Here is a 22743-nt window from a genome sequence, read left to right as displayed (position 1 = left end):
GGTGAAGAACTCCTCGCGAACGAAGGTCACATGCGTAGGTCCGGGCGGAACGGCAGGGTCCCGTCCACCACTACTCAACGGCCGTTCAGTAGTGGATGACTGGGCACCCTACCCGTGGCGCCCGGGTGCCGTAACCCCGTGTTTCACCAGTTGGGATCAGGCGGGGGAGAGTGGGGACATGGACACCACGGACAGTTCCGTACAGGACACCCGGCCGTCGTACAGGCTGATTCCGGGGAGCGCGGCATCGCCCGTCCTCCTCCACGTGCCGCACGGCTCGCGTGTCGTGCCGCCGCACGTGCGGAAGGGCATCGTGCTCGACGACGCTTCCCTGGAACGCGAGTTGGACCTGATCACGGACGCTCGCACGCAGGACATCGCCGAACTCGCCGCACGTGACGCGGCGGTGACGCCCTGGCGATTCGTCAACGACCTGTCCCGCCTCGTCGTGGACCCCGAACGCTTTCCCGACGAACGAGAGGAGATGAGCGCGGTCGGCATGGGCGCGGTGTACACCCGCACCACATACCGCCGACTCCTCAGGCCCGAACCTCCCGCCGACGGGACCGAGCTCCTCGACACCTACTTCCACCCCTACGCCGCCGCGATGACGGACGCCGTCGGGGACCGGCTCGTCGCCGCCGGGCGCGCGGTGATCGTCGATGTGCACTCGTACCCCAGCCGGGCCCTGCCCTACGAGCTCCACGGCGCAGATCCGCGCCCGCCCGTGTGCCTGGGCACCGACCCTTTCCACACGCCCGACGCGTTGCTGGCACAGGCGCGCGCCGCCTTCGAGGGGCTCGGGGGCATCGCCCTCGACACGCCGTTCGCCGGGACGTACGTGCCGTTGCGGCACTACGGCAAGGATCCGCGGGTCAGCGCTCTCATGATCGAACTCCGACGGGACGTCTACCTGGACGAACCGGTGACGCCCGCGCCGGGCCTGCCGAAGGCGGCCGCCGCGCTGGCGGAACTGGTGGACATGATCGGCGGCGCGGGCGACTGAGCCGAACGCACCGGAACGGACCGCCCCGGCCGAGCGGATTCTTTGCCGAAGCGGCAAGAAGGCTCGGTGCCGCGCGACGGCCCGTTGCATGATCGGCGTCAGGGCCGCCACCGCCAGTTGCACCCGGCGGGGCGGCACGGTGTCCACCGGAGGTCGCATGTCGCAGCACGCCGCGGAACCCACACACCGACTCGTCGACGGGCCCGCGGGCCGGATCCACCTCGTGGAGCAGGGCACCGGTCCGCTGGTCCTGCTCGTGCACGGGTTCCCCGAGACCTCGTACTCGTGGCGCCGCCAGCTGCCGGCGCTCGCGGCGGCCGGATACCGGGCCGTCGCCCTGGACGTCCGCGGCTACGGCCGCTCCTCGAAGCCCGCCGACCCGGCCGCGTACGGAATGCTCGACCTGGTGGACGACAACGTCGCCCTCGTGCAGGCCCTGGGTGAGCGCTCCGCGGTGCTCGTCGGGCACGACTGGGGCGCGACCATCGCCGCCGACTCGGCGCTGCTCAGGCCGGACGTCTTCCGCGCGGTCGCGCTGCTGAGCGTCCCCTACACCCCGCCCGGCGGGCCGCGGCCCAGCGACGTCTTCGCGGGCATGGGAGGGGACGAGGAGCTCTACGTCTCGTACTTCCAGGAGCCCGGCAGGGCGGAGGCGGAGATCGAGCCGGACGTGCGCGGCTGGCTCGCGGGCATCTTCGCCGCGCTGTCGGCCGACACGATGCCCGCGCCCGGCGCACCCGACCCGCACTTCGTCCCCCGGGGCGGAAGGATGCGCGACCGCTTCCCCGCCGGCCGGCTCCCCGCCTGGCTCGACGAGATCGAACTCGACGTGTACGCCGAGGAGTTCGAACGTACGGGGCTGACCGGAGCGCTCAACCGCTACCGGAACATGGACCGGGACTGGGAGGACCTCGCGGCCCATGGAGGCGCCCCCGTCACCCAGCCGTCCCTGTTCATCGGCGGCGCCCTGGACGCGTCCACCACGTGGCTGTCCGACGCCATTGCTGCCTACCCGACCACCCTGCCGGGCCTGCGCTCGTCGCACCTCCTCGACGGCTGCGGCCACTGGATCCAGCAGGAGCGCGGCGAAGACGTCAACCGCATCCTCATCGAGTGGCTGGCCGGTCTCCCCGACGCCTGAGGCGGCCCGTGCCAGGTGCGCGCTGCGGTGACGGGATTCCTGCAAGAACATCGGGAGGGGCTGTCGATCCGGCCCCGCTCCGTTCGACGCAAGGGTGAGAGCGGGAACAGCCCCGCTACCGTCACCACGAAGGAGACGTCATGCCGAAGCTCCGCGTACACAACGTCACTGTCTCGCTCGACGGGTTCGCCGCCGGTACCGACCAGCGCATGGACGCGCCCTTCGGCGACGGGATCGACGACAGCCTGCATGACTGGATGTTCGCCGCGATGAAGGACCACGCCGACGGCAAGCAGGGCACCGACGTCGACTTCGTCGCGCGCAGCGAGGACAACATCGGCGCCACGATCATGGGCCGCAACATGTTCGGCCCCTGTCGCGGACCGTGGGAGAACGAGGCGTGGACCGGCTGGTGGGGCGACAACCCGCCGTTCCACCACCCGGTGTTCGTGCACACGCACCACACGCGTCCGTCGGTGTCGATGAAGGGCGGAACGGACTTCCACTTCACCGACGAGCCCGTCGAGGCGGTCCTCGCCAGGGCGTACGAGGCGGCAAACGGCAAGGACGTGCGCATCGGCGGGGGCCCGGCCACGATCCAGCAGTACCTGCGCGCCGGCCTCGTCGACGAACTGCACCTGGCCATCGTGCCGCTCCTCGTCGGCAAGGGCGAGCGGTTGCTCGACAACCTCGGCGAAGGCGTCGCCGGCTACGAGGTCGTGGAACTCGTCAGCTCCCCGGCGGCCACGCACGCGCGTCTCGTCCGCCGCTCCCAGGCCGGCGAATGACCCGGCAACCGGCGGTGGTCACTTACGGGCCACGTAGTACACGTTGAGGATGTCGCCCTCGACCTGCTCCACGTCGATGTCACCGAACCCGGCGTCGGCGAGCATCTGCAGTGCCCGCTGCCGCCCCCACACCGTGCCGAGCCCCGCACCGCCCTCGCCCAGCGACACGGTCATGCAGTAGAAGACCGAGAAGGTGTACAGGGTGGGGCCGAGGGGGTGGTCGATGTTCTCCTCCAGCTTGCTGGAGGCGGAGATGTCGCCCATGAGGAATACGCCGTCGTCGCGCAGCGCGGCGGCCACCGCGTCCAGGGTGCGCGCCGGGCGGGCCAGGTCGTGGATCACGTCGAACGCCGTGATGAGGTCGTACGTACCGCTGAGATCGGCGGTGTCGACCACGTCGAACCGGACGTTGTCGAGGCCGAGCCGCTCCGCCTCGGCGCGTGCGGCCGCGATGCCTGTCTCGGAGATGTCGATGCCGTGGAACCGGCTGGCGGGGAACGCCTGGGCCAGCAGATTCACCGCGTGGCCCTGCCCGGTCCCGATGTCCAGCGCGTCGATTCCGGCGCGCAGCCGCTCCGGCAGGCCCGGCGCCAGCGGAACGATCGCGTCGACCAGGGCCACGTCGTACACGCGCCCCGTCTCCTCGGCCTGGAGCTCCTGGAACCGCGGATACGAGGAGTAGGGGACGCCGCCGCCCTTGCGGAACGCGTCGAGGACCTCGTCCTCGACAATGCCGAGGAGTGCGAGATCCTGAAGGAGCGAGGCCATGTTCTCCGGCCCCGCTGCCCGGGTGAGAGAGGCGGCGTGCTCGGGCGGGAGCCAGTACGTGCCGTCGGCCGGCCGGTATTCGACGACACCGGCGACGGTCAGACCGCCGAGCCACTCCCGTACGTACCGCTCGTCGAGATCCGCGGCCTTGGCGATCTGGACGCTGGTCGACGGCGGAAGAGGTGCCATCGTGTCGAAGAGCCCCGTCCGATGGCCGAGGCTGCACAGATAGCCCAGACACGCGTCATTGACCACCTGGACCATGCGTCCGGCGAACTCTTCTTTCCGCCCGGAATCGACTGCCTGCCCGGTCGTCATCGTGGACTCCTTCCGGCGGGACCGCGGCACGACCCTCCCCGAGCCCACGACGCCGACGCGGCACCACCCACAGCGTGCCCGTTCGGCACCTTTTATCCTGATTCTACGCTGGGCGTTCCGAGGGGCCCCCGGCTTCAGGCCTCTCGCCCCAGTGGCTCCCGGCCAGGTGCGTGTCGCCCCACTGGGCGATGGCCGCACGAGGCCGTTCTTGCTGCAATGGGCGCAGGCCGTGATTCAGGGATGGTGCACGATGACCGACAGACTGGCCACCGAGGCCGGTGACGAGGACGGCCCGCCGAGCGGCGCCGTGCTCGGGGCCCCTTGCTGGGTGAGCCTCGCGGCGCACGACCTGGCCGCCACCAGAGCGTTCTACGAGGCCGTGCTCGGCTGGGAATTCCGCCCGGGCCGCCTCGGTGACGGGTTCGCCGTCGCGATGTCGGACGGCAGACCGGTGGCGGGCATCGGCGCGATGGCGCCCACCCTCGCCGTGGCCGCGGCCTGGCTGCCGTACTTCGGCGTCGCCGACCCGGACGAGACCGCGAGCCGGGTGCGCGAACGCGGCGGCACCGTCGGCGTGGGCCCGATCCCCTTCCCCCTGGGCCGCGCCGCACTGCTCGCCGACAGCAGCGGCGCCGCCTTCGGGATCTGGTCCGGTCACCTCGTACGGGACTGGAGCGGATGGCACCAGGATGCACAGGTCGGGCTCCGGCTCGTGACCAGGAACGCCTTCGACGCCGCCATCTTCTACGGCGAGGTCCTGGGCTGGACCCGGCCCGGCGGCTGCGACGTCCGCTACGAGAACGAGGAGGTCGTCCTGGTCTGCGGCGGCCTGGCCATGGCCCGGATCACCTCCGGCGCCGTCGAGGCGGCCCCCGATCCCGACGTCCGGCCGCACTGGGAGGTCCGGTTCACGGTGGACGACGTCGCGGAGTGCACCCGCGCGGCGCTCAAGCGCGACGGCACCGTGACGGGCGAGTGGGCGGACGAGGCCGGACACTGGGCCACCGTGCGGGACGCCCAGGGTGCGCAGTTCACGGTGTTCGAACCCGGTGGGGGCCCCTTGGCGGGGTGAGCGACTCGGTCACCGGAGCAGCAGCTGGACGACGGCGAACGTCCCCACCGTCACGACGAGGGCGCGCAGGACGCCGGGGCTGAGGCGCCGGCCTGCCTTGGCGCCGACCTGACCTCCGACTGCGGAACCGGCCGCGATGAGCAGTACGGCCGTCCAGTCGAAGTCGGCGACGAAGAGGAAGAAGAGGGCGGCGACGGCGTTGACCAGGGCGACCAGGACGTTCTTGACGGCGTTCAGGCGTTGCAGCGGCTCGTCCAGAAGCATGCCCATCAGCGCCACGTAGAGGATTCCCTGAGCGGCGGCGAAGTAGCCGCCGTAGACGCTGGCGAGCGTGAGAGAGGTGAACAGGAGCGGTCCCGCGTCGCCGCGCGGGCGGGCGCCGGACCGCTCGCGCCGTCGCCGTACTCGGCCGCTGATCAGCGGCTGGAACGCGACCAGGACGACGGCGAGGCCGACGAGGACCGGCACGATCGTCTCGAATGCCGCCGCCGGAAGGGTGAGCAGAAGGGTGGCGCCCGCGAACCCGCCGAGCACGGCACCGGCGCCCAGCTTCAGGATGCGCCGCCGCTGCCCGCCGAGTTCGGCGCGGTAGCCGATGGCGCCGCTGATGGATCCCGGGATCAGACCGAGCGCGTTCGACACCGTGGCGGTGACGGGCGGCAGACCGGTGGCGAGCAGAACGGGGAACGTGATCAGCGTCCCTGAGCCCACGGCGGTGTTGATGGCCCCGGCACCCACCCCGGCGGCACAGACAGCGACCATCTCCCACACCGTCACCGCGCCTCGCCCCTCACCGATTCGTCTCGCATGCCGCAGACGCTAGGCCGCGGACAGTTCGGCGCGTGTCGAAGTGTCCGCGACGGCCGGAGCCAGGGGCGCCGAACTCTCCCAAGGGGCCTCGCGAAACTAGGATCGCCGGACAGGAAAGGGGAGCCGGATGGACCGGAACATACGCAGTGTCGACGACGTACTCACGCTCCTGGACGGGCTGTTCGCACCGGAGGCCGACCGCTGGACCGGCGGCGCGGCCACCTGGTGGGACGGCTTCTACGCGGATCGCACCAGGCCCGTGCCGTTCTTCGCGGACAAGCCCGACGAGAACCTCGTGTCCTACCTCCGGCGCGGGCTCATCACCCCGGGCCGGGCACTCGACCTCGGCTGCGGGCCCGGGCGCAACGCGATCCACCTCGCTGCGCAGGGTTTCGAGGTGGACGCGGTCGACCTGTCACCGGAGGCCGTCGCCTGGGCCGAGGAACGGGCGGTGGAAGCGGGCGCCGCCGTCAGCTTCCACTGCGGCGACGCCTTCGCCCTGGCCGACGCCGAACTCCGCGGCCCGTACGACCTGATCTACGACTCCGGCTGCTTCCATCATCTGCCGCCGCACCGCCGGATCAGCTATCTCGACCTCCTCGACCGCACCCTCGCCCCCGGCGGCCAACTCGCCCTCACCTGCTTCGCGGCCGGCGCGATGGGCTCGGAGGTGGCCGACGCCGACCTCTACCGCGGGTCCGGCCTGCACGGCGGACTCGCGTACACGCCGGAGTCCTTGCGCTGGATCTTCTCCGGCCTGACCGAGGTCGAACAGCGCCGCATGCGCGACGAGGCGCCGGAATCGCCGAGCTTCGGCGAACCCTTCCTCTGGACGGCCCTCTTCCGGCAGGACCCCTGATCCGCCAGGTAGTCAAAGAGTCAGGGAGTTGAGGAAGCCGACCAGTGCGGTGTTGAAGGCCTCGGGCTGTTCCATGTTCGGCAGGTGTCCCGCGTGGTCGACGACGGTGAGGGTCGCGTGCGGGACCAGGCGCTGGATGCCCTGGGCGTCCTCGGGCGGGGTGTACACGTCGTCCGCGCCCACCACGACGAGGGTGGGAGCGGTCGTGGCCGCCAACGTCGCGCGGTAGTCGGCGCGTTCGGCACGCCCGCGCAGCGCCGCCGCGGCGCCCGCCGGGTCGGTGGTCCGCATCATCTCCTTGACGTGCGCAGCCACTTCGGGCATCGCGGTGACGTTGTAGGCGGCCAGCATCTTGTCGATGACCTCACCCGCGTAACCGTCCATGCCCTCCCCGAGGAGCCGGTCGGCGAGGCGGTTGCGGAAGGTCTTGCCCTCCTCGGTCTCGGCCACGGGCGAGGTGTCGGCGAGGACCAGCGCACGCACGCGCCGTGGGTGGCTGCGCTGGAACTCCATGGCGATCTGGCCGCCCATGGACACACCGCCGATCACCGCGCGGTCGAGCCCCAGGTGGTCGAGGAGGACGGCGATGTCGTCCGCGAAGGCGGGGAACGAGGTGGTACCCGCGACCGTGTCGCTGGCTCCGTAACCGCGCAGGTCAGGGGTGATGAGACGGTATCCGGCGGCGCTGAGCGCGGCGGACTGGGGGCGCCACATGCTGCGGTTGAAGGGGTGGCCGTGGATCAGGACGACGGGCATGCCGTCCGCCGGGCCCAGGTCGTCGAAGTGGATCGTGGCACCGTTCGAAATGATGCGGCTCATGGCGGCACTCTAGGGCCGCGATCCTGACCGTCCGGGCGGCGGGCGGGGCACGACTGACAGACGCGGGGCCGTGACCCCGCGTCGCAGCGTGTGACGGTATGGTCAGCCGGCCCGCGCGTCAGTTGTGGCCGAACTTCCGCGGCTGCTTGTGCGAGTGGTGCTCCGAGATCCGGCGTGCGGGCTCCTCGGACGGGTCGGTCGCCTTCGTCGTCGGCTCCGGCGTAGCCCGCTTCTCGGCGGTGGAGCTGTGGTCATGGCCGTGGCCACCCGACCGGGCGCCGCGGTTCTGGCGGCTCTGTTTCTTGCTCATGATCGTTCCTCCTGGCCGGAATGCGCCGGAGTGCCCGACGACAGGCCGGCCCACTCCCAGACTTGCACGCTGCCGCAGAGGGTGCATGTCGGGCGGGATCGGGCTCGTGACCTGGGACTCTTGCCTTCTGATCACCCGGTCGTTAAGGTTTTTGGCGTCTCTGTTGTCTCCGATTGAGGTGGACGTTGCGCATCTGAGGATCGCGATCACCGCGCCGTACGGCATTCGCCGCCGTACGCCCGTCACGCCGTAGCGGCCGTTCGGTGCCGCCCGTGACCCCGCGTGGATGCGACCTCGGTGCATGAGCCGTCCCCGATGATCTCTCGGACAGCCGCACCCTCCCTTTCCGGGTTCTCGGATTTCCGCCTTCCCGGTTCGGTCGTCGCGTGGTGCTCGCATACGTAGTCCTTTCCCACCGCGCCTGCGAATGCGAGATACACCATGGCGACACCCACCGCGCCCAGCGCATCCCTGACCTGCTCCGCCCTGTCCTTCCAGTGGCAGGACGGCACCCCCGTCCTCGACGGGCTCTCCCTCGCCATCGGCCGGGGCCGCACCGGACTCGTCGGCACGAACGGCACCGGCAAGTCCACCCTGCTGCGCCTGCTCGCCGGTCAACTCGCCCCCTCCCAGGGCTCGGTGACCGTCGGCGGCAGCCTCGCCTACCTTCCGCAGAACATCACCCTCGACACCGCGCTGCGCGTCGACCAGGCCCTCGGTATCGCGGAGCGGCGCGCAGCGCTGCGCGCCATCGAGAACGGTGACGTGAGCGAGGAGCACTTCGACACGGTCGGCGACGACTGGGACGTCGAGGAGCGGGCCCTCGCGACACTCGGCTCACTCGGCCTCGCGGACGTCGAACTCGACCGCACCGTAGGCCAGTTGTCCGGCGGAGAGACCACCCTCCTGCGCCTGGCCGCCCTGCTCCTGGAGCGCCCCGACGTACTCCTGCTGGACGAGCCGACCAACAACCTGGACGTCTTCGCGCGCCGCAGGCTCTACGAGGCCGTCGACTCCTGGCGTTCCGGCGTCCTCCTGGTGGTCAGCCACGACCGCGAACTCCTCGAACGGGTCGACCGCATCGCCGAACTGCGCTCCGGCTCCGTGAACTGGTACGGCGGCGGCTGGTCCGCTTACGAGGAGGCGCTCGCCACCCAGCAGGAGGCGGCCGGGCGGATGCTGCGGGCCGCCGAGGCCGACGTGCGCCGGCAGAAACGCGAACTGGAGGAAACCCAGATCAAGGTGGCCCGCCGCGCCCGGCACAGCAAGAAGATGGACGCCCAGCGCAAGGCCCCGAGAATCGTCGCCGGGGAGAAGAAGAGGTCCGCGCAGGAGTCCGGCGACAAACTGCGCGGGCTGCACGAGGACCGGCTCAGCGACGCGCACGAGCGGCGCGAGGAGGCCGCGGAGGCGATCCGCAACGACGCCGAGATCCGCGTGAGCCTGCCCCACACCGCCGTACCCACGGGCCGTACCGTCCTCAGCATCGACGAACTGAGCCTCCCGCACGGCAAGTTGCGCGACGGCAGCCTCCACATCCACGGCCCCGAACGCATCGCGCTGGTGGGCCGCAACGGAGCCGGAAAGACCACGCTCCTGCGCACCCTCACCGGTGAGCTCGAACCGCTCTGCGGCCAGGCGAAGACGTTCGTACCGCTACGGTTCCTGCCGCAGCGCCTCGACGTACTGGACGAGGAGCTGAGCGTCGCGGCGAACGTGGCCCGCATGGCCCCGGGCGTCGCCGACAACCACATCCGCTCCCAGCTCGCGCGGTTCCTGTTCAAGGGCGCCCGCGCGGAGCAGCCGGCCGGCACTCTCTCCGGCGGCGAACGCTTCCGCGCGACACTGGCGGCGACGATGCTCGCCGCACCGGCCCCGCAGCTCCTGATGCTCGACGAGCCGACCAACAGCCTGGACATGGCCAGCGTGCGGCAGTTGACGAGCGCACTGGAGTCGTACGAGGGCGCCCTCCTGATCGCCAGCCACGACCTGCCCTTCCTCGAGTCGATCGGCATCACCCGCTGGCTGCTGCTCGGCGAGGACCTTCAGGAGACGACGGCGGAGGAGGTGCGCGACCTGCTGGAAGCGCCCGAGGCCGGGTGAAACGAGGAGCGTGGTCGGAGCGGTCCCGGGATCGTTGATCGATTGGCGGGGCCGCACGGCCAGGCTTAACGTCGGTGTAGTTGACGAGAGCGTTCACTGCAGTTCTGAGGTGCACCCCTTTCCCATGTCGGGTATTCAGTCGACACCCTCGAAGCCTGCCGAAGCCCCGGCGCGGGGCCACGGCAGGGGGATCGCACTACTCGTCATCTGTTCGTGCCAGCTGATGGTGGTCCTCGACATCACCATCGTGAACATCGCTCTCCCGCACATCCAGACCGCGCTCGGTTTCTCGACCGAGAACCTGTCCTGGGTGATCAACGCGTACACGCTGACCTTCGGCGGTCTGCTGCTGCTCGGCGGGCGTCTCGGTGACATCCTCGGCCGGCGCCGCGTCTTCATGGCCGGCGTCCTGCTCTTCGTGCTCGCCTCCTTCCTCGGCGGCCTCTCGCAGGAGTCGTGGCAACTGCTCGCCGCTCGCTCGCTGCAGGGCGTCGGCGGTGCCATCGCGTCCCCCACCGCCCTCGCACTGATCACGACGACCTTCCGCGAAGGGCCCGAGCGGAACAGGGCGTTCGGCGTGTTCGCCGCCGTCTCCGCGGGCGGCAGCGCGATCGGCCTGATCGCGGGCGGTGTGCTCGTCGAGTGGCTCGACTGGCGCTGGGTCCTCTTCGTCAACGTGCCCATCGGCATCCTGATCGCGCTCGCCATACCTCGCTGCATCAGGGAGTCGGAACGCCACCCGGGCAACTTCGACATCCTCGGCGCGCTCACCTCGACCGTCGGCATGGTGCTGCTCGTCTACGGCTTCATCCGCGCCTCGAAGGACGGCTGGAGCGACAGCCTGACCCTCGGCGCGTTCGGCGCCGCCATCGTCCTCCTCACCGCGTTCATCGCCATCGAGAGCCGGTCGAAACAGCCCGTCATCCCGCTGTGGATGTTCCGCGACCGCAACCGCGCGGGCGTCTACGGAATGATGCTGTGCCTGGCCGCCGCGATGTTCGGCATGTTCTTCTTCCTGACCCTCTTCGTGCAGAACATCCTGGGCTTCAGCCCGCTGCGGGCCGGCCTCGCCTTCCTGCCGATCAGCGCGATCATCGCGGTGGCCGCGGGAATCGCCTCGCAGTTCCTGCCCAGGTGGGGGCCCAAGCCCTTCATGGTGGTGGGCGCGGTCCTGGCTGCCCTGGGCCTCGCCTGGCTGACCATGACCGACGTCAACAGCACGTACGTGGGCGGCATCCTCGGCCCCACGCTGGTGTTCGGCTGCGGAATGGGCCTGCAGTTCGTGTCGCTGACTCTCATGGCGCTCTCCGGTGTGGCGCCGAAGGACTCGGGAGCGGCTTCCGGAGTGCTCAACGCAAACCAGCAGGTCGGCGGCTCGCTCGGCCTGTCCATCCTGGTCACGGTCTTCGGTACGGCCAGCCGCAACGAGGCCCAGGACCAGGTGCCGAAGTTCCTGTCGCAGGCGACCCCGGCCCAGCAGCTCCAGTTCCGCAGGACCGGGCAACTCCCGTCTCCCTGGGGCGACCAGGTGCTCGCGTCGGGCATCTCCAGTGCCTTCGTCGTCGCCGCCGTCTTCGCCGTCGCCGCCGCGGTGATCGCCCTCGTCGTCATCCAGGTACGCGCCTCCGACCTGGAACGGCTCCAGGGCGGCACCATGCCCCTCGTGCCCGCCGAGGAGAGCGCGGGCCGCGCGGCGTCCAGTGCCTCGCCGACGAGCCGGGCCACCCGTGACGGTCCACCGCCGGACGGCTGAGCCCTACGCGGTACGCGGCGGGAGCCCGAGCCCTGACGGGTCCAGGAACTGGATCCGACCTGCCGTGGGTGAGCTACGGATGGGACCGCTCGGGAACAGTCATGGTTGCGGTTCGGGAGATCGCGGTTCCGCAACGTCGCTCGGTGGCCACCGCGGTGCCATGCTGGAAGCGAGACTTGGAGGACCGCCATGGGGTTCTATGCCGAGCAGGTGCTGCCCCGGATCATCGATGTCGCCTGTGGCGTGAGGATGGCCGCACCGCTGCGGCGGCGGGTCTGCGAGGGGCTGCGGGGCCAGGTCGTGGAGATCGGGTTCGGCACGGGACACAACGTCCCCTACTACCCGTCGACCGTCGAGGGCGTCATCGCGATCGAACCCTCCGACGTCGGATGGCGACTCGCAGCCGAGCGGGTCGGCGCGGCATCCGTCCCGGTGCGCCGCGCGGGCCCGGACGGCCAGTCGCTGCCCTTCGAGGACGACTGCTTCGACACCGCCCTGTCGACGTGGACGCTGTGCACCATCCCCGACGCCGGGGCCGCGCTGCGCGAAGTGCGCCGTGTGCTGCGGCCCGGAGGGACACTGCACTTCCTGGAACACGGGCTCGCACCGAAAGAGGACGAGAACGTACGCCGCTGGCAGCGACGCATGGAACCGGTGAACAAGCGGCTCTTCGGCGGCTGTCACCTCACGCGCCCGATCACCGACCTGCTGGCGGAGGCCGGATTCACGATCACGGCACTCGACGTCTTCTACGAGAAGGGCGCACCGAAGCCCATCGGCGCCAACTCCCTGGGCGTCGCGCTTGCGCCGTAGGCAGGCGTATGTCCCTAGTCGGCGCGGCCCGTCGCCGCGACCGTCACACCCAGGCCGATCATCGTGAGCCCACCGACACCGCCGACCATGCCGAGCCGCCGCGGCGAGCGGGCGAACCAGCTCCGCGTCGTCGCCGCGACCAGGCCCCACACGCTGTCGGACACCACCGCGATGACGTTGAAGACCAGGCCGAGCAGCAGCATCTGAAGGGTGACGTGTCCCTGGCCGCGGTCCACGAACTGCGGCAGCACGGCGGCGAAGAACACGATCGTCTTCGGGTTGGCCACACCGACGGCGAACCCCTCCCACAACGTGCGCAGACTGCCGTGCGCGACCCCGTCACCGGTGAACGCGGCGTGCAGCGACCGCCGTTGACGCACCGCCTTGACGCCGAGGTACACCAGATACGCGGCGCCCACGAGCTTCAGCGTGGTGAAGACGAGGACCGAGCGCTCCACGACGGCGCCGACACCGAGCGCCACGGCCACGACGAGCACGTAGGCGCCGAGCGTGTTGCCCACGACCGTGGTCAGCGCGGCGCGGCGCCCCTGCGAGAGCGCCCGCCCGATCACGAACAGCACGCTGGGACCCGGAATCACGATCAGCAGGAACGACATGGCCGCGAAGGCCAGCAGTCGGTCGGAAGACACCATGGAACTCATACAACACCTCTGCGCGTCCTACCCGCACGGGATTTTTCGCACATCAGCCAGGGTCTTCCGTTCTGTTTTCGGGGACTACTTTCGGGGGAGAGCCGCCCCCGTTCGGAGATCCATTCACTCCCTCGGCCACTACACTCGGCGAATGGCGAAGTACTTCGACGTACACCCCGAGAACCCCCAGCGGCGCACGATCAGCGGTGTGGCCGACAGCATCCGCGCCGACGAACTCGTCGCGTATCCGACCGACTCCTGCTACGCCCTCGGGTGCCGGCTCGGCAGCCGGGACGGCATCAGCCGGATCCGGGCGATCCGCCACCTCGACGACCGGCACCACTTCACGCTCATGTGCCAGAACTTCGCCCAGCTCGGGCAGTTCGTGCACATCGACAACGACGTGTTCCGCGCGATCAAGGCGGCGACGCCCGGCAGCTACACCTTCATCCTGCCCGCCACGAAGGAGGTGCCGCGCCAGCTGCTGCACCCGAAGAAGAAGACGGTCGGCGTCCGGATCCCCGACCACGCCGTCGTGCAGGCCCTGCTGGCCGAACTGGGCGAGCCGATCCTCTCCAGCACGCTGCTCCTGCCCGACGAGGAAGAGCCGCTGACGCAGGGCTGGGAGATCAAGGAGCGGCTCGACCACGAGGTCGACGTCGTGGTCGACTCCGGCGACTGCGGCACCGAGCCGACCACGGTCATCGACTTCTCCGGCGGCGAGACGGAGATCGTACGGCGCGGGGCGGGCGACCCTTCGCGGTTCGAGTAGCGGTCGGAGCCGTCGCTCAGCGCCGCCGCTCAGCGCCGCCCGCGGAACGTGCGGCGCAGGTCGTCGACCCAGGCGTCGGGGACCTCCCACGGGATGAAGTGCCCGCCTTCGTCATGAGCGCTGACGTTGACGTGGTGGTACCAGTCGGCACGGTCGCTCGCGAGCCAGTTGTCGACGCGCTGCTGCGCCGTCGTGACACCGGGCGGGTTCTCGTGGGCGACGAAGGTCAGCCCGGTGGGGGCCTCGACCACGGGCGTACGGGTGTGGGCGGGCGCCCACGGGTAGCGGTTGGCGTTCGCGTAGTACCGCGTCGACGTGCCGATCGTGTTGCAGGCCCAGAAGATCGTGGCGTGGGTGAGGAGGTCGTCCTTCGTGAAGACGGTCTCGATGTCGCCGTGGTGGTCGCTCCAGCTGACCCAGCGCTCCAGGATCCAGGCGAGCAGGCCGACCGGGGAGTCGCTCAGGCCGTAGGCGAGCGTGCTGGAGTCGAGGACGTGGACGGCGAGGTGGGAGGCGAAGCGGCGGTCGAGGGCCAGGATCCGGGCGCGGATGTCGTCGGGCAGTCCGTCGGGGATGGGCTGGCCGCCACTCAGGTCCCAGGCCCGGTCGCCGTTGAAGAAGGTGAGCTTCTGGCCCGATCCGATGTGGATGCCCAGGAGTTCGTCCGCGTACTTGTGGCCCAGCTGACCGGTGACCAGGGCGCCGATGTCGCAGCCTCCGGCGGCGTACCGGGTGTGGCCGAGGGTGTCGGTCATGAGGGTGTGCCAGAGGTCGGCGACCTTCCAGAAGTTCATGTCGGGGTGGTCGCGCAGCGGCGCCGAGAAGCCGAACCCGGGCAGGGACGGGACGATGACGTCGAATGCGTCGGCCGGGTCCCCGCCGAAGGCCGCGGGGTCGGCGAGCGGGTCGACGACCTTGGACCAGTGCCAGAACGTCCAGGGCCAGCCGTGGGTGAGGATCAGTGGGGTGGGGTTCGGGCCGGCCCCGGGCCTGCGCATGAAGTGCACCGGGACACCGTCCACGCGCACCTGGTAGTGCTCGTAGGCGTTGATCGCGGCTTCGGCCTTGCGCCAGTCGTAGCTGTGGAGCCAGTACTCGGCCAGCTCCTGCAGGTAGCCGCGGTCGACTCCGTAGAACCAGTCGCCGTTCCCGACGTCGTCGGGCCAGCGCGTCATGTCGAGGCGCCGGCGTAGGTCCTCCAGGACGGCGTCGGGCACGTGGACGGGCGTGGGATCCAGGGGGAAGCGCGGTACACCGTCAGCCACGGGGGAATCCTTACCTGTAGGGGACGAGAAGTGCCGGGAGCGGCGGAAGCGGCCTGCGGCGCAGCCACGCCGTCATGAGGTCGCCGACCGGCGCCGCCGTGTAACGGGCGACGTGCGCCGTGAACGCCTCGGTGGTCACCACACCGTGCCGGTGCGCCGAGACCCAGTCGCGCACCATGCGGAAGAACGGCTCGTCGCCCAGCGCGCAGCGGATCGCGTGCACGGTCAGCCCGCCGCGCTCGTAGACCTGGTCGTCGAACAGCGACTTGCGGCCCGGGTCGGCAAGGAGCAGGCCCTGTGGCAGCGCGGAGAGTTCCCGGTGTGCGGCGGCGGCCAGTTCCTGCGTGGCGCGGCCGCCCGAGCGCTCCGACCACAGCCATTCCGCGTACTTGGCGAAGCCCTCGTTCAGCCAGATGTCCCGCCAGTCGGCGATGGTGAGGCTGTTGCCGAACCACTGGTGGGCGAGCTCGTGCGCGACGAGCCGCTCCCAGCCCCGCGCGCCGTCCACGTGGTTGGCGCCGAACAGGGAGAGCCCCTGCGCCTCGACCGGGACGTCGAAGTCCTCGTCGGCCACCACGACAGCGTACTCACCGAAGGGATAGGGGCCGAAGAGCTCCTCGAAGAGCCGCATCATCTCGGGCTGCCGGGCGAAGTCCCGCGAGAACTCCGACAGCAGACGCACAGGGACGTACGCGCTCTGCGGCACACCGCCGAGCCCCGGCTCGCCCAGCAGGACCGTCTGGTAGATGCCGATCGAGAGGCCCACGAGATAGCTCGGCGTCGGTGCCGGCTGCTCGTACACCCAGGTCGTCGTCGACGACTTCGTCGTGCGCGTGAGCAGGCGCCCGCCGACGACCACCGTGTACGGCGAGGGGACCGTGAGGGAGATCTGGTAGGCGGCCTTGTCGTCGGGCCGGTCGTTGCACGGGAACCAGGACGGTGCTCCGACGGGCTGGCTCGCGACGAGCGCGCCCTCGCTCAGTTCATCCCAGCCGAGGCCGCCCCAGGGGCTGTTGACCGGCTTCGGATTGCCCGACCAGTGCACCTCCACGGTGAACGCGGCGCCGGCCCGCAGCGGCTTCGAGGGCCGGATCCGCAGCTTGCCGCCCCGGTGCGTGTAGCGCGGCTGCCGGCCGTCGACGAGCACCTTGCCGAGCCGGAAGGCCTCGAGGTTGAGCTGGAACTCGGTCAGTGGAGCCCGGCCCGCTATGGCGCTGATACGGGCGTTCCCCGCGAGGCGGTTGGGGCCGGGGCGGTAGTCGAGGGACAGCTCGTAGCGGTGCACCCGGTAGCGGGGGTCGCCGTGGCCGGGGAAGTACGGCTCCGAAGCCGCTGTCTGGCCGCTCACTGAAGTGTCCACTCCCTGCGCCGTACTCAACGTGTCTGTGTCGTGCCCCCCACCCCGTGCCGTACGCATCGAAGCCCTGACCGACCTTAAGGTGTGTCCGCCCTTCTAGGACCGCCAGGCCTCGATCGGATTGCCCAGCCAGCGTGTGTCGTCGGGTACGGACTCCGCGGCCATGACCAGGGACGCGGGGCCCAGAGTGGCGCGAGCGCCGACCGTACTGCCCGGCAGGACGATTCCGCCAGGGCCCACCGTCGAACCCCCGCCGAGCGTCACCTTGTCCATCCGCAGGATCCGGTCGTGGAAGAGGTGCGTCTGCAGCACGCAGCCACGGTTCACGCTGACCGCGCTGCCGAGGGTCACGAGGTCCGTCTCCGGCAGCCAGTAACTCTCGCACCACACGCCCCGGCCGACGCGCGCGCCCAGGCCGCGCAGCCACAGCGTCATGAGCGGGGTGCCCGGCACCGCGCCGATCAGCCAGGGCACGGCGACCACCTCGACGAACGTGTCGGCGAGCTCGTCGCGCCAGACGAAGCCGCTCCACAGCGGGTGCTCACCGGCCCTGTGCCGGCCCACGAGAAGCCACTTCGCGGCGACCGCGGACAACGCGCCCACGACGCCCGCGCCGAGGAGCACGGCCCCGGACAGAGCGGCGGCACCCCACCAGCCCACGCCCGCCGGCCCGGCGAGCGCACAGAGTCCCCCGCCTGTCAGCACGGCGAGCGCCGCCGAGCAGAAGACGGGCACGAGCCGGAACAGTTCCACCGCGCCGCGCGCCCACACCAGCCGCGCCGGCGGGTCGTACGTACGCGAGTGGTCGCCGCCCTCGGGAGCGCGCGGCAGCTTCATCGGCGGCAGCCCCAGATACGAGGTGCCCTTCTTGGCCTTCTTCGGGGCGGCCGACAGGACACCGACCAGACCTCCGTCGGGGACGCTCCGGCCCGGCCCGGTCATGCCGGAGTTACCGAGGAACGCCCGCCGGCCGATCGCCGCCCGCCCGATCCGGACCCAGCCGCCACCGAGTTCGTACGGAGCCGTCAGGGTGTCGTCGGCGAGGAACGCCCCGTCGCCGACCGTGGTGAGGCTCGGCAGGGCGAGGACCGTGGAGACCTCCGCGCGACGGCCGATCTTCATGCCGAGCAGCCGCAGCCACAGAGGGGTGACGAGGCCCGCGTACAGCGGGAACAGCGTCTGCCGGGCCGCGTCCATCAGCTGCGTGACCGTCCAGGCCTGCCAGCCGGTGCGGCTGTGCGTCGGATGCAGGCCCGGCCGCAGTCCGAGGCTCAGCAGCCGCACGGCGCCCACCAGCAGCAGCGCGTACGCGCATCCGAAGGCCAGTGCCGCGGGCACCACCGCGACCAGGGCGCCGCGCAGAGCCTCGTCGAGACCCGCGTCCGCGGGCACGAAGCGGAGCGCCACCGCGAGTGCGGGCACGGCCGCGAGCACCGGCAGCGCGGAGAGGGCGAGGCCCGACGCGCCGTACATCAGCCGCCACCCGTACGAGCGCTTCGGCCGCTGCTTCGGCCAGTCCCGCTTGGCCTTGCCCAGCTTCACGGCGGGGGAGCCGGCCCAGCGCTGGCCGGTCGGGATCTGGCCGGTCACCGCGGATCCGGGGGCCACCTCGGCCTTCTTGCCGACGCGCGCACCGGGGAACAGCAGGCTGCGGGTGCCGACGACCGCTCCGCCGCCGACCTTGACGGCACCGATCACCAGACGGTCGCCGTCGAGCCAGTGTCCGGAGAGGTCCACGTCGGCCTCGACGGCGCAGCCGCGCCCCAGCTTGAGCATGCCGGTCACCGGCGGCAGCGAGTGCAGGTCCACGTCGGCGCCGATCCGGGCGCCGAGGGCGCGCGCGTACCGCAGCAGCCACGAGCCGGTCAGCGAGGTCGCGCCGCTGTACTCGGCGAGCCGCTCAGCAGTCCACAGCCGCAGATGGACAGGGCCGCCGCGTGGATACGTGCCGGGCCCGACGCCCCGCAGCAGCAGCCGTGCGCCTCCCGCGGCGATCGCGAGCCTTCCCGCGGGGCTGAACAGCACCGCCGCCCCCGCGGCCACCCACCACCAGGACACGGCCGGAGCCCAGGCATAGGCCCCGAACGAGTGCAGGACGTTGCCGAGCGCGGCCAGAGCCACGCACCATCGCAGCCCTACGAGTGTGAACAGCGGGACCAGAAGGAGGAGTTGGAGGACCTGGGCGCGTACCGGAACCGGCCCGACGTCTCGGTGAGCCTCCGTGCCCTGCGCGGACTCCTCCAGATGGCGGGCGAGCTTGCGCAGCGTCGGGTGCTGGTAGATGTCGAGGACGGCGGCGCTGGGGTAGCGGGTGCGCAGCCGGGTGGTCAGCTGGGCGGCGGCCAGGCTGGAGCCGCCGATCGCGAAGAAGTCGTCCTTGGCGCCGGTCACGGACACCCCGAGCGTGTGCGCCCACTGTTCGGCGAGCCACGCCTCCGTGCCGTACAGCTGCTCGGTGGGTCCGGTGGACGTCTCCAGGTCGGGCAGCGGCCAGGGCAGGGCGGCGCGGTGGACCTTGCCGGACGTGCGGGTGGGCAGGCTCTCGACAGGGGCGAGGAGCGGCACCAGGGCGGCGGGCAGCGCGGCCCGCAGGCGCTCGACGGCTTCGGCGCGGTCCCAGCCGTCCTGCGTGACGACGTAGCCGACGAGCAGTTGGTTGCCGCTGCGCGCCGTGCGCACGGCGGCGGCCGCCCCGGCGACGCCGGGCAGTGCCTGCAGAGCCGCATCGACCTCGCCGAGCTCGATGCGGCGCCCGCCGAGTTTGATCTGCTCGTCCCCGCGCCCCAGGAACACGAGGCCTTCCGGGTCCGCCTTGACGAGGTCGCCGCTGCGGTAGGCGCGCTCCCAGCCGAGGGAGGGCAGCGGCGCGTACTTCTCGGCGTCCTTGGCGGGGTCGAGATAGCGGGCCAGGCCCACGCCGCCGATGACGAGCTCGCCGGTGGCGCCGAGCGGGACGGGGTCGCCGGCCTCGTCGACGACGGCCAACTCCCAGCCTTCCAGCGGCAGTCCGATCCTGACCGGCTCCTCGCCGGTCATGAGGCACGCGCAGGCGACGACCGTGGCCTCCGTGGGACCGTACGTGTTCCACACCTCGCGGCCCTCGGTGACCAGGCGCTGGGCCAGCTCGGGCGGGCACGCCTCACCGCCGAAGATCAGAAGGCGTACGTCGTCGAGGACTTGGGGCTCCCACAGCGCGGCGAGCGTGGGCACGGTGGACACGACGCTGATGTCCTGCTCGACGAGCCAGGGCCCGAGGTCGGCGCCGCTGCGGACGCGGGAGCGCGGCACCGGCACCAGGCAGGCGCCGTTGCGCCAGGCCAGCCACATCTCCTCGCACGACGCGTCGAAGGCGACGGACAGACCGGCCATCACGCGGTCGCCGGGGCCGATCGGCTCGTCGGCGAGGAACAGCGCGGCCTCGGCGTCGACGAAGGCGGCGGCGCTGCGGTGCGAGACCGCGACGCCCTTGGGCTTCCCGGTGGAGCCGGACGTGAAGATGATCCAGGCGTCGTCGTCGGTGCCGGGCAGACAGTCGGCGGATCCCCGGGGAGTCCTGGCGCCGCCCTCCTCCTTACCGTCGGGTCCCCACGCGGTCAGGTCGTGGCCGGCGCCGATGACGGCGCGGACCCCGGCTTCGCCGAACACCAACTCGGCGCGCTCGTCCGGGTCTTCGGCGTCCACGGGGACGTAGGCCGCACCGACGGCGAGTACCGACAGGATCGCGATGTAGAGATCATTGGTCCCGGACGGGACGCGGACCCCGACCCGGTCGCCCCTGCGGACCCCGGCCAGCGCGAGCCGCACCCGCAGGTTCTCCACCTCGTCGGCGAGCGCGCGGTACGTGAGCTGCTTCGCCCCGTCGTCCAGGGCCACCTCGTCGCGGTGGTCGCGCACGGACGCGCCGAAGATGTTCATGAGGGTGCGGGGAGGAGCGGCCGGTCCCGCGGTGAACAAGGCTGTGCCGCCGCGTGCCGCGACGGCGCAGTCCTCGAAGGACTCCGCGTCGGGGGTGGTGACGGTCAGGTCCAGCGGTTCGGCCAGGTTCAGGGGTTCGACCGGCGGCGCCTCGCGCTCCACGACGACGCCCGCCGCGTCGTCGAGTGTCACCGTGCCGGGCAGCGGTTTGTCCAGCGGGGGGACGTCGCTGCCGTTGTCTGAGGTCGTCATGGGTTCCTTGCGTGTCGCCGCCGGAGCTGGATCAACGGTGATCCCGCATGAAAGCCGTGCTGCCGGTCCGGCCGGGCGCCGAACAACCTGACGAAGTGTAGTAACCCGCTCGATTGTTTACATGGAGGGACTTGCCTGGATCTGTGTGACAGTGCTAACTCTTCCGCGGCCGCCGGCAGCCCGCCCGGGGCCGTCGGCGCACCCGGGGGCGAGTGGACGCGAGTTACCTATTCGACGCACATGAATTACCTGTTCGTGTGTAGTGACTTGATGCGCGAACAGCAGTAGAACTCGTTTCGATTCCATCGAAAGTGAGGAACGTGCCATGAGTGGTTCCACCACGCGTGCAATCGGTTCCAGGAACGTCTCGCGACGCACTTTTATCGCTGGAACCGGTTCTATTCTGAGCGCCGCGGCGCTGTCGGCCCACGCCCCCGCGGCCCATGCGGCCACCGCCCCCGTCGGCGCACCGATCGACTCCGGCGCGCACGTCACCGCCCTCGTCGTCGGCACGGGATACGGCGGCTCCGTGGCAGCGCTGAGACTCGCCCGGGCGGGTGTCGACGTCCACATGATCGAAATGGGGATGGCCTGGGACACCCCCGGACCGGACGGCAAGATATTCGCCAACACGACCAGTCCGGACGCCCGTTCCTACTGGCTCCGGACCAAGACCAAACAGCCCCTCAGCAACTTCCTCGGCTTCCCGCTCGACAAAGACGTCCCCCGCTACACCGGAATTCTGGACGCCGAGGAAATGGGCGGGATCGTCGTCTACCAGGGCCGCGGCGTCGGCGGCGGTTCCCTGGTCAACGGCGGCATGGCGGTCACGCCCAAGCGCGAGAACTTCGGCGCCATCCTCCCGTCGGTCGACGCCGGCGAGATGTACGCGACGTACTACCCGCGCGCCAACGCCGCGCTCGGCGTCGGCACCGTCGACCCGGCCTGGTTCGAGAGTGCCGAGTGCTACCAGTTCGCGCGCGTCGGCCGTAAGCACGCCCAGCGCTCCGGCTTCCCGTTCGTCTTCGTGCCCGACGTGTACGACTGGGACTACATGAAGCAGGAAGCGGCCGGCACCGTCCCCAAGTCGGCGCTCGCCGGCGAGATCCTCTACGGCAACAACTACGGCAAGAAGTCACTCCAGAAGACCTACCTGGCCCAGGCCGCGGCCACCGGCAAGGTCTCCATCTCGCCGCTGCACAAGGTGACTTCGGTCGCGCCCGCACCCGGCGGCGGGTACACGGTCGTCATCGAGCAGATCGACACCACCGGCACGACCACGGCCACCAAGACCGTCACCGCGGACAAGGTGTTCTTCGCGGCCGGCAGCGTCGGCACCAGCAAGCTCCTGGTCGAGCTCAAGGCCACCGGCGCCCTGCCCGCCCTGAACGGCGAGGTGGGCAAGGGCTGGGGCGACAACGGCAACGTCATGTGCGGCCGCGCCAACCACCTGTGGGACCCGACCGGCAAGGTCCAGGCGTCGATCCCCTGCGGCGGCATCGACAACTGGGCCGCCGGAGGAGCGTTCGCCGAGGTCGCGCCGCTGCCGACCGGGATCGAGACCTACGCCTCGTTCTATCTGTCGATCACGAACACCCCGCACCGTGCCGAGTTCTCGTGGAACGCCCAGGCGGGCAGGGCCGATCTGAACTGGCAGACGGCCTGGAAGCAGACCTCCATCGACATGGCCAAGACGATCTTCGACAAGATCAACGCGAAGGAGGGCACGATCTACCGCACCGATCTCTTCGGCACGTACAAGATCTGGGGCGACCACCTCACGTACCACCCGCTCGGTGGCGCGGTCCTGAACAAGGCCACCGACAACTACGGCCGCCTGCACGGCTATTCGGGCCTCTATGTCATCGACGGCTCGCTGATCCCCGGCAACACGAGCGTCAACCCGTTCGTGACGATCACGGCGCTCGCCGAGCGGAACATCGAGAAGATCATCGCCACTGATCTGTAG

The 22743-nt window shown here is 70.7% G+C and carries 18 protein-coding genes; 10 read left to right on the top strand and 8 right to left on the bottom strand.

Annotated elements, in window-relative coordinates; genetic code table 11:
- Window positions 1-178: 178 nt before the first annotated feature.
- The 3 genes from OG456_RS42815 (at window position 179) to OG456_RS42805 (ending at window position 2935) form a co-directional block, all read left to right on the top strand.
- Window positions 179-1006 (top strand): N-formylglutamate amidohydrolase, encoded by an 828-nt coding sequence (locus OG456_RS42815; protein WP_266570486.1) that lies wholly within the window; start codon window positions 179-181, stop codon window positions 1004-1006.
- A gap of 157 nt (window positions 1007-1163) precedes the next feature.
- Window positions 1164-2147 (top strand): alpha/beta fold hydrolase, encoded by a 984-nt coding sequence (locus OG456_RS42810; protein ID WP_266570485.1) that lies wholly within the window; start codon window positions 1164-1166, stop codon window positions 2145-2147.
- Window positions 2148-2287: 140 nt separating this feature from the next.
- Window positions 2288-2935: a dihydrofolate reductase family protein gene (locus OG456_RS42805; protein ID WP_266570484.1), complete on the top strand. Its 648-nt coding sequence runs from the start codon at window positions 2288-2290 to the stop codon at window positions 2933-2935.
- Between the two features lie 18 nt (window positions 2936-2953).
- Here OG456_RS42805 and OG456_RS42800 read toward each other — a convergent pair whose 3' ends face one another.
- Window positions 2954-4021: a methyltransferase domain-containing protein gene (locus tag OG456_RS42800; RefSeq protein WP_266570483.1), complete on the bottom strand. Its 1068-nt coding sequence runs from the start codon at window positions 4019-4021 to the stop codon at window positions 2954-2956.
- 250 nt (window positions 4022-4271) lie between these two features.
- On the opposite strand from OG456_RS42800, the gene OG456_RS42795 reads away from it, so the two are divergent.
- Window positions 4272-5093 carry a VOC family protein gene (locus OG456_RS42795; RefSeq protein WP_266570482.1) on the top strand — a complete coding sequence of 274 codons (822 nt, stop codon included), beginning with the start codon at window positions 4272-4274 and terminating at the stop codon, window positions 5091-5093.
- Window positions 5094-5102: 9 nt separating this feature from the next.
- On the opposite strand, the gene OG456_RS42790 is transcribed toward OG456_RS42795, so the two are convergent.
- Window positions 5103-5870: a sulfite exporter TauE/SafE family protein gene (locus OG456_RS42790; protein ID WP_266570481.1), complete on the bottom strand. Its 768-nt coding sequence runs from the start codon at window positions 5868-5870 to the stop codon at window positions 5103-5105.
- Window positions 5871-6030: 160 nt separating this feature from the next.
- On the opposite strand from OG456_RS42790, the gene OG456_RS42785 reads away from it, so the two are divergent.
- Entirely contained in the window at window positions 6031-6762 is a 732-nt protein-coding gene (locus OG456_RS42785; protein WP_266570480.1) for a class I SAM-dependent methyltransferase, read from the top strand.
- A gap of 12 nt (window positions 6763-6774) precedes the next feature.
- Here the strand turns inward: OG456_RS42785 and OG456_RS42780 are convergent, their stop codons facing one another.
- Together OG456_RS42780 and OG456_RS42775 are read right to left on the bottom strand one after the other, a co-directional pair.
- Entirely contained in the window at window positions 6775-7581 is an 807-nt protein-coding gene (locus OG456_RS42780; RefSeq protein ID WP_266570479.1) for an alpha/beta fold hydrolase, read from the bottom strand.
- A 118-nt stretch (window positions 7582-7699) separates the two neighbouring features.
- Window positions 7700-7891, bottom strand: a complete 192-nt coding sequence (locus tag OG456_RS42775; RefSeq protein ID WP_266570478.1) for a hypothetical protein — start codon at window positions 7889-7891, stop codon at window positions 7700-7702.
- Between the two features lie 441 nt (window positions 7892-8332).
- On the opposite strand from OG456_RS42775, the gene OG456_RS42770 reads away from it, so the two are divergent.
- The 3 genes from OG456_RS42770 to OG456_RS42760 all read left to right on the top strand — a co-directional run bounded on the left by OG456_RS42770 (window position 8333) and on the right by OG456_RS42760 (window position 12560).
- Window positions 8333-9994 (top strand): ABC-F family ATP-binding cassette domain-containing protein, encoded by a 1662-nt coding sequence (locus tag OG456_RS42770; RefSeq protein WP_266570477.1) that lies wholly within the window; start codon window positions 8333-8335, stop codon window positions 9992-9994.
- A gap of 124 nt (window positions 9995-10118) precedes the next feature.
- A complete protein-coding gene (locus OG456_RS42765; RefSeq protein ID WP_266570476.1) occupies window positions 10119-11747 on the top strand; it encodes an MFS transporter in 1629 nt (542 codons plus the stop codon).
- A 189-nt stretch (window positions 11748-11936) separates the two neighbouring features.
- The gene (locus tag OG456_RS42760; protein WP_266570474.1) at window positions 11937-12560 is read left to right on the top strand and encodes a class I SAM-dependent methyltransferase; all 624 of its coding nucleotides are present in this window, start codon (window positions 11937-11939) and stop codon (window positions 12558-12560) included.
- A gap of 14 nt (window positions 12561-12574) precedes the next feature.
- On the opposite strand, the gene OG456_RS42755 is transcribed toward OG456_RS42760, so the two are convergent.
- On the bottom strand, window positions 12575-13213 hold the full coding sequence (locus OG456_RS42755) for a LysE family translocator (protein ID WP_266570473.1): 639 nt from the start codon (window positions 13211-13213) through the stop codon (window positions 12575-12577).
- 151 nt (window positions 13214-13364) lie between these two features.
- On the opposite strand from OG456_RS42755, the gene OG456_RS42750 reads away from it, so the two are divergent.
- A complete protein-coding gene (locus OG456_RS42750; protein ID WP_266570472.1) occupies window positions 13365-13985 on the top strand; it encodes an L-threonylcarbamoyladenylate synthase in 621 nt (206 codons plus the stop codon).
- A gap of 29 nt (window positions 13986-14014) precedes the next feature.
- Here the strand turns inward: OG456_RS42750 and OG456_RS42745 are convergent, their stop codons facing one another.
- From OG456_RS42745 to OG456_RS42735, 3 genes are all read right to left on the bottom strand, one after another.
- A complete protein-coding gene (locus tag OG456_RS42745) occupies window positions 14015-15250 on the bottom strand; it encodes an epoxide hydrolase family protein (protein WP_266570471.1) in 1236 nt (411 codons plus the stop codon).
- A gap of 10 nt (window positions 15251-15260) precedes the next feature.
- A complete protein-coding gene (locus OG456_RS42740; protein ID WP_266570470.1) occupies window positions 15261-16598 on the bottom strand; it encodes a M1 family metallopeptidase in 1338 nt (445 codons plus the stop codon).
- 105 nt (window positions 16599-16703) lie between these two features.
- Window positions 16704-20774 carry a Pls/PosA family non-ribosomal peptide synthetase gene (locus tag OG456_RS42735; RefSeq protein ID WP_266570469.1) on the bottom strand — a complete coding sequence of 1357 codons (4071 nt, stop codon included), beginning with the start codon at window positions 20772-20774 and terminating at the stop codon, window positions 16704-16706.
- A gap of 325 nt (window positions 20775-21099) precedes the next feature.
- Here OG456_RS42735 and OG456_RS42730 point away from each other — a divergent pair, with 325 nt between their 5' ends.
- Complete coding sequence (locus OG456_RS42730; RefSeq protein WP_266570468.1) at window positions 21100-22743, top strand: GMC oxidoreductase; 1644 nt, start codon at window positions 21100-21102, stop codon at window positions 22741-22743.

It is taken from the genome of Streptomyces sp. NBC_01446 (assembly GCF_026340095.1).
Lineage (GTDB): Bacteria > Actinomycetota > Actinomycetes > Streptomycetales > Streptomycetaceae > Streptomyces > Streptomyces aureus.
This window is presented reverse-complemented; position numbering and strand designations above follow the sequence as displayed.

What these genes read in the sequence shown, in the direction of transcription:
- OG456_RS42815 (WP_266570486.1), top strand. Translation starts at nt 179, where the DNA reads ATGGACACCACGGACAGTTCCGTACAGGACACCCGGCCGTCGTACAGG.
- OG456_RS42810 (WP_266570485.1), top strand. Translation starts at nt 1,164, where the DNA reads ATGTCGCAGCACGCCGCGGAACCCACACACCGACTCGTCGACGGGCCC.
- OG456_RS42805 (WP_266570484.1), top strand. Translation starts at nt 2,288, where the DNA reads ATGCCGAAGCTCCGCGTACACAACGTCACTGTCTCGCTCGACGGGTTC.
- OG456_RS42800 (WP_266570483.1), bottom strand. Translation starts at nt 4,021, where the DNA reads ATGACGACCGGGCAGGCAGTCGATTCCGGGCGGAAAGAAGAGTTCGCC.
- OG456_RS42795 (WP_266570482.1), top strand. Translation starts at nt 4,272, where the DNA reads ATGACCGACAGACTGGCCACCGAGGCCGGTGACGAGGACGGCCCGCCG.
- OG456_RS42785 (WP_266570480.1), top strand. Translation starts at nt 6,031, where the DNA reads ATGGACCGGAACATACGCAGTGTCGACGACGTACTCACGCTCCTGGAC.
- OG456_RS42780 (WP_266570479.1), bottom strand. Translation starts at nt 7,581, where the DNA reads ATGAGCCGCATCATTTCGAACGGTGCCACGATCCACTTCGACGACCTG.
- OG456_RS42775 (WP_266570478.1), bottom strand. Translation starts at nt 7,891, where the DNA reads ATGAGCAAGAAACAGAGCCGCCAGAACCGCGGCGCCCGGTCGGGTGGC.
- OG456_RS42770 (WP_266570477.1), top strand. Translation starts at nt 8,333, where the DNA reads ATGGCGACACCCACCGCGCCCAGCGCATCCCTGACCTGCTCCGCCCTG.
- OG456_RS42765 (WP_266570476.1), top strand. Translation starts at nt 10,119, where the DNA reads ATGTCGGGTATTCAGTCGACACCCTCGAAGCCTGCCGAAGCCCCGGCG.
- OG456_RS42760 (WP_266570474.1), top strand. Translation starts at nt 11,937, where the DNA reads ATGGGGTTCTATGCCGAGCAGGTGCTGCCCCGGATCATCGATGTCGCC.
- OG456_RS42755 (WP_266570473.1), bottom strand. Translation starts at nt 13,213, where the DNA reads ATGGTGTCTTCCGACCGACTGCTGGCCTTCGCGGCCATGTCGTTCCTG.
- OG456_RS42750 (WP_266570472.1), top strand. Translation starts at nt 13,365, where the DNA reads ATGGCGAAGTACTTCGACGTACACCCCGAGAACCCCCAGCGGCGCACG.
- OG456_RS42735 (WP_266570469.1), bottom strand. Translation starts at nt 20,774, where the DNA reads ATGACGACCTCAGACAACGGCAGCGACGTCCCCCCGCTGGACAAACCG.
- OG456_RS42730 (WP_266570468.1), top strand. Translation starts at nt 21,100, where the DNA reads ATGAGTGGTTCCACCACGCGTGCAATCGGTTCCAGGAACGTCTCGCGA.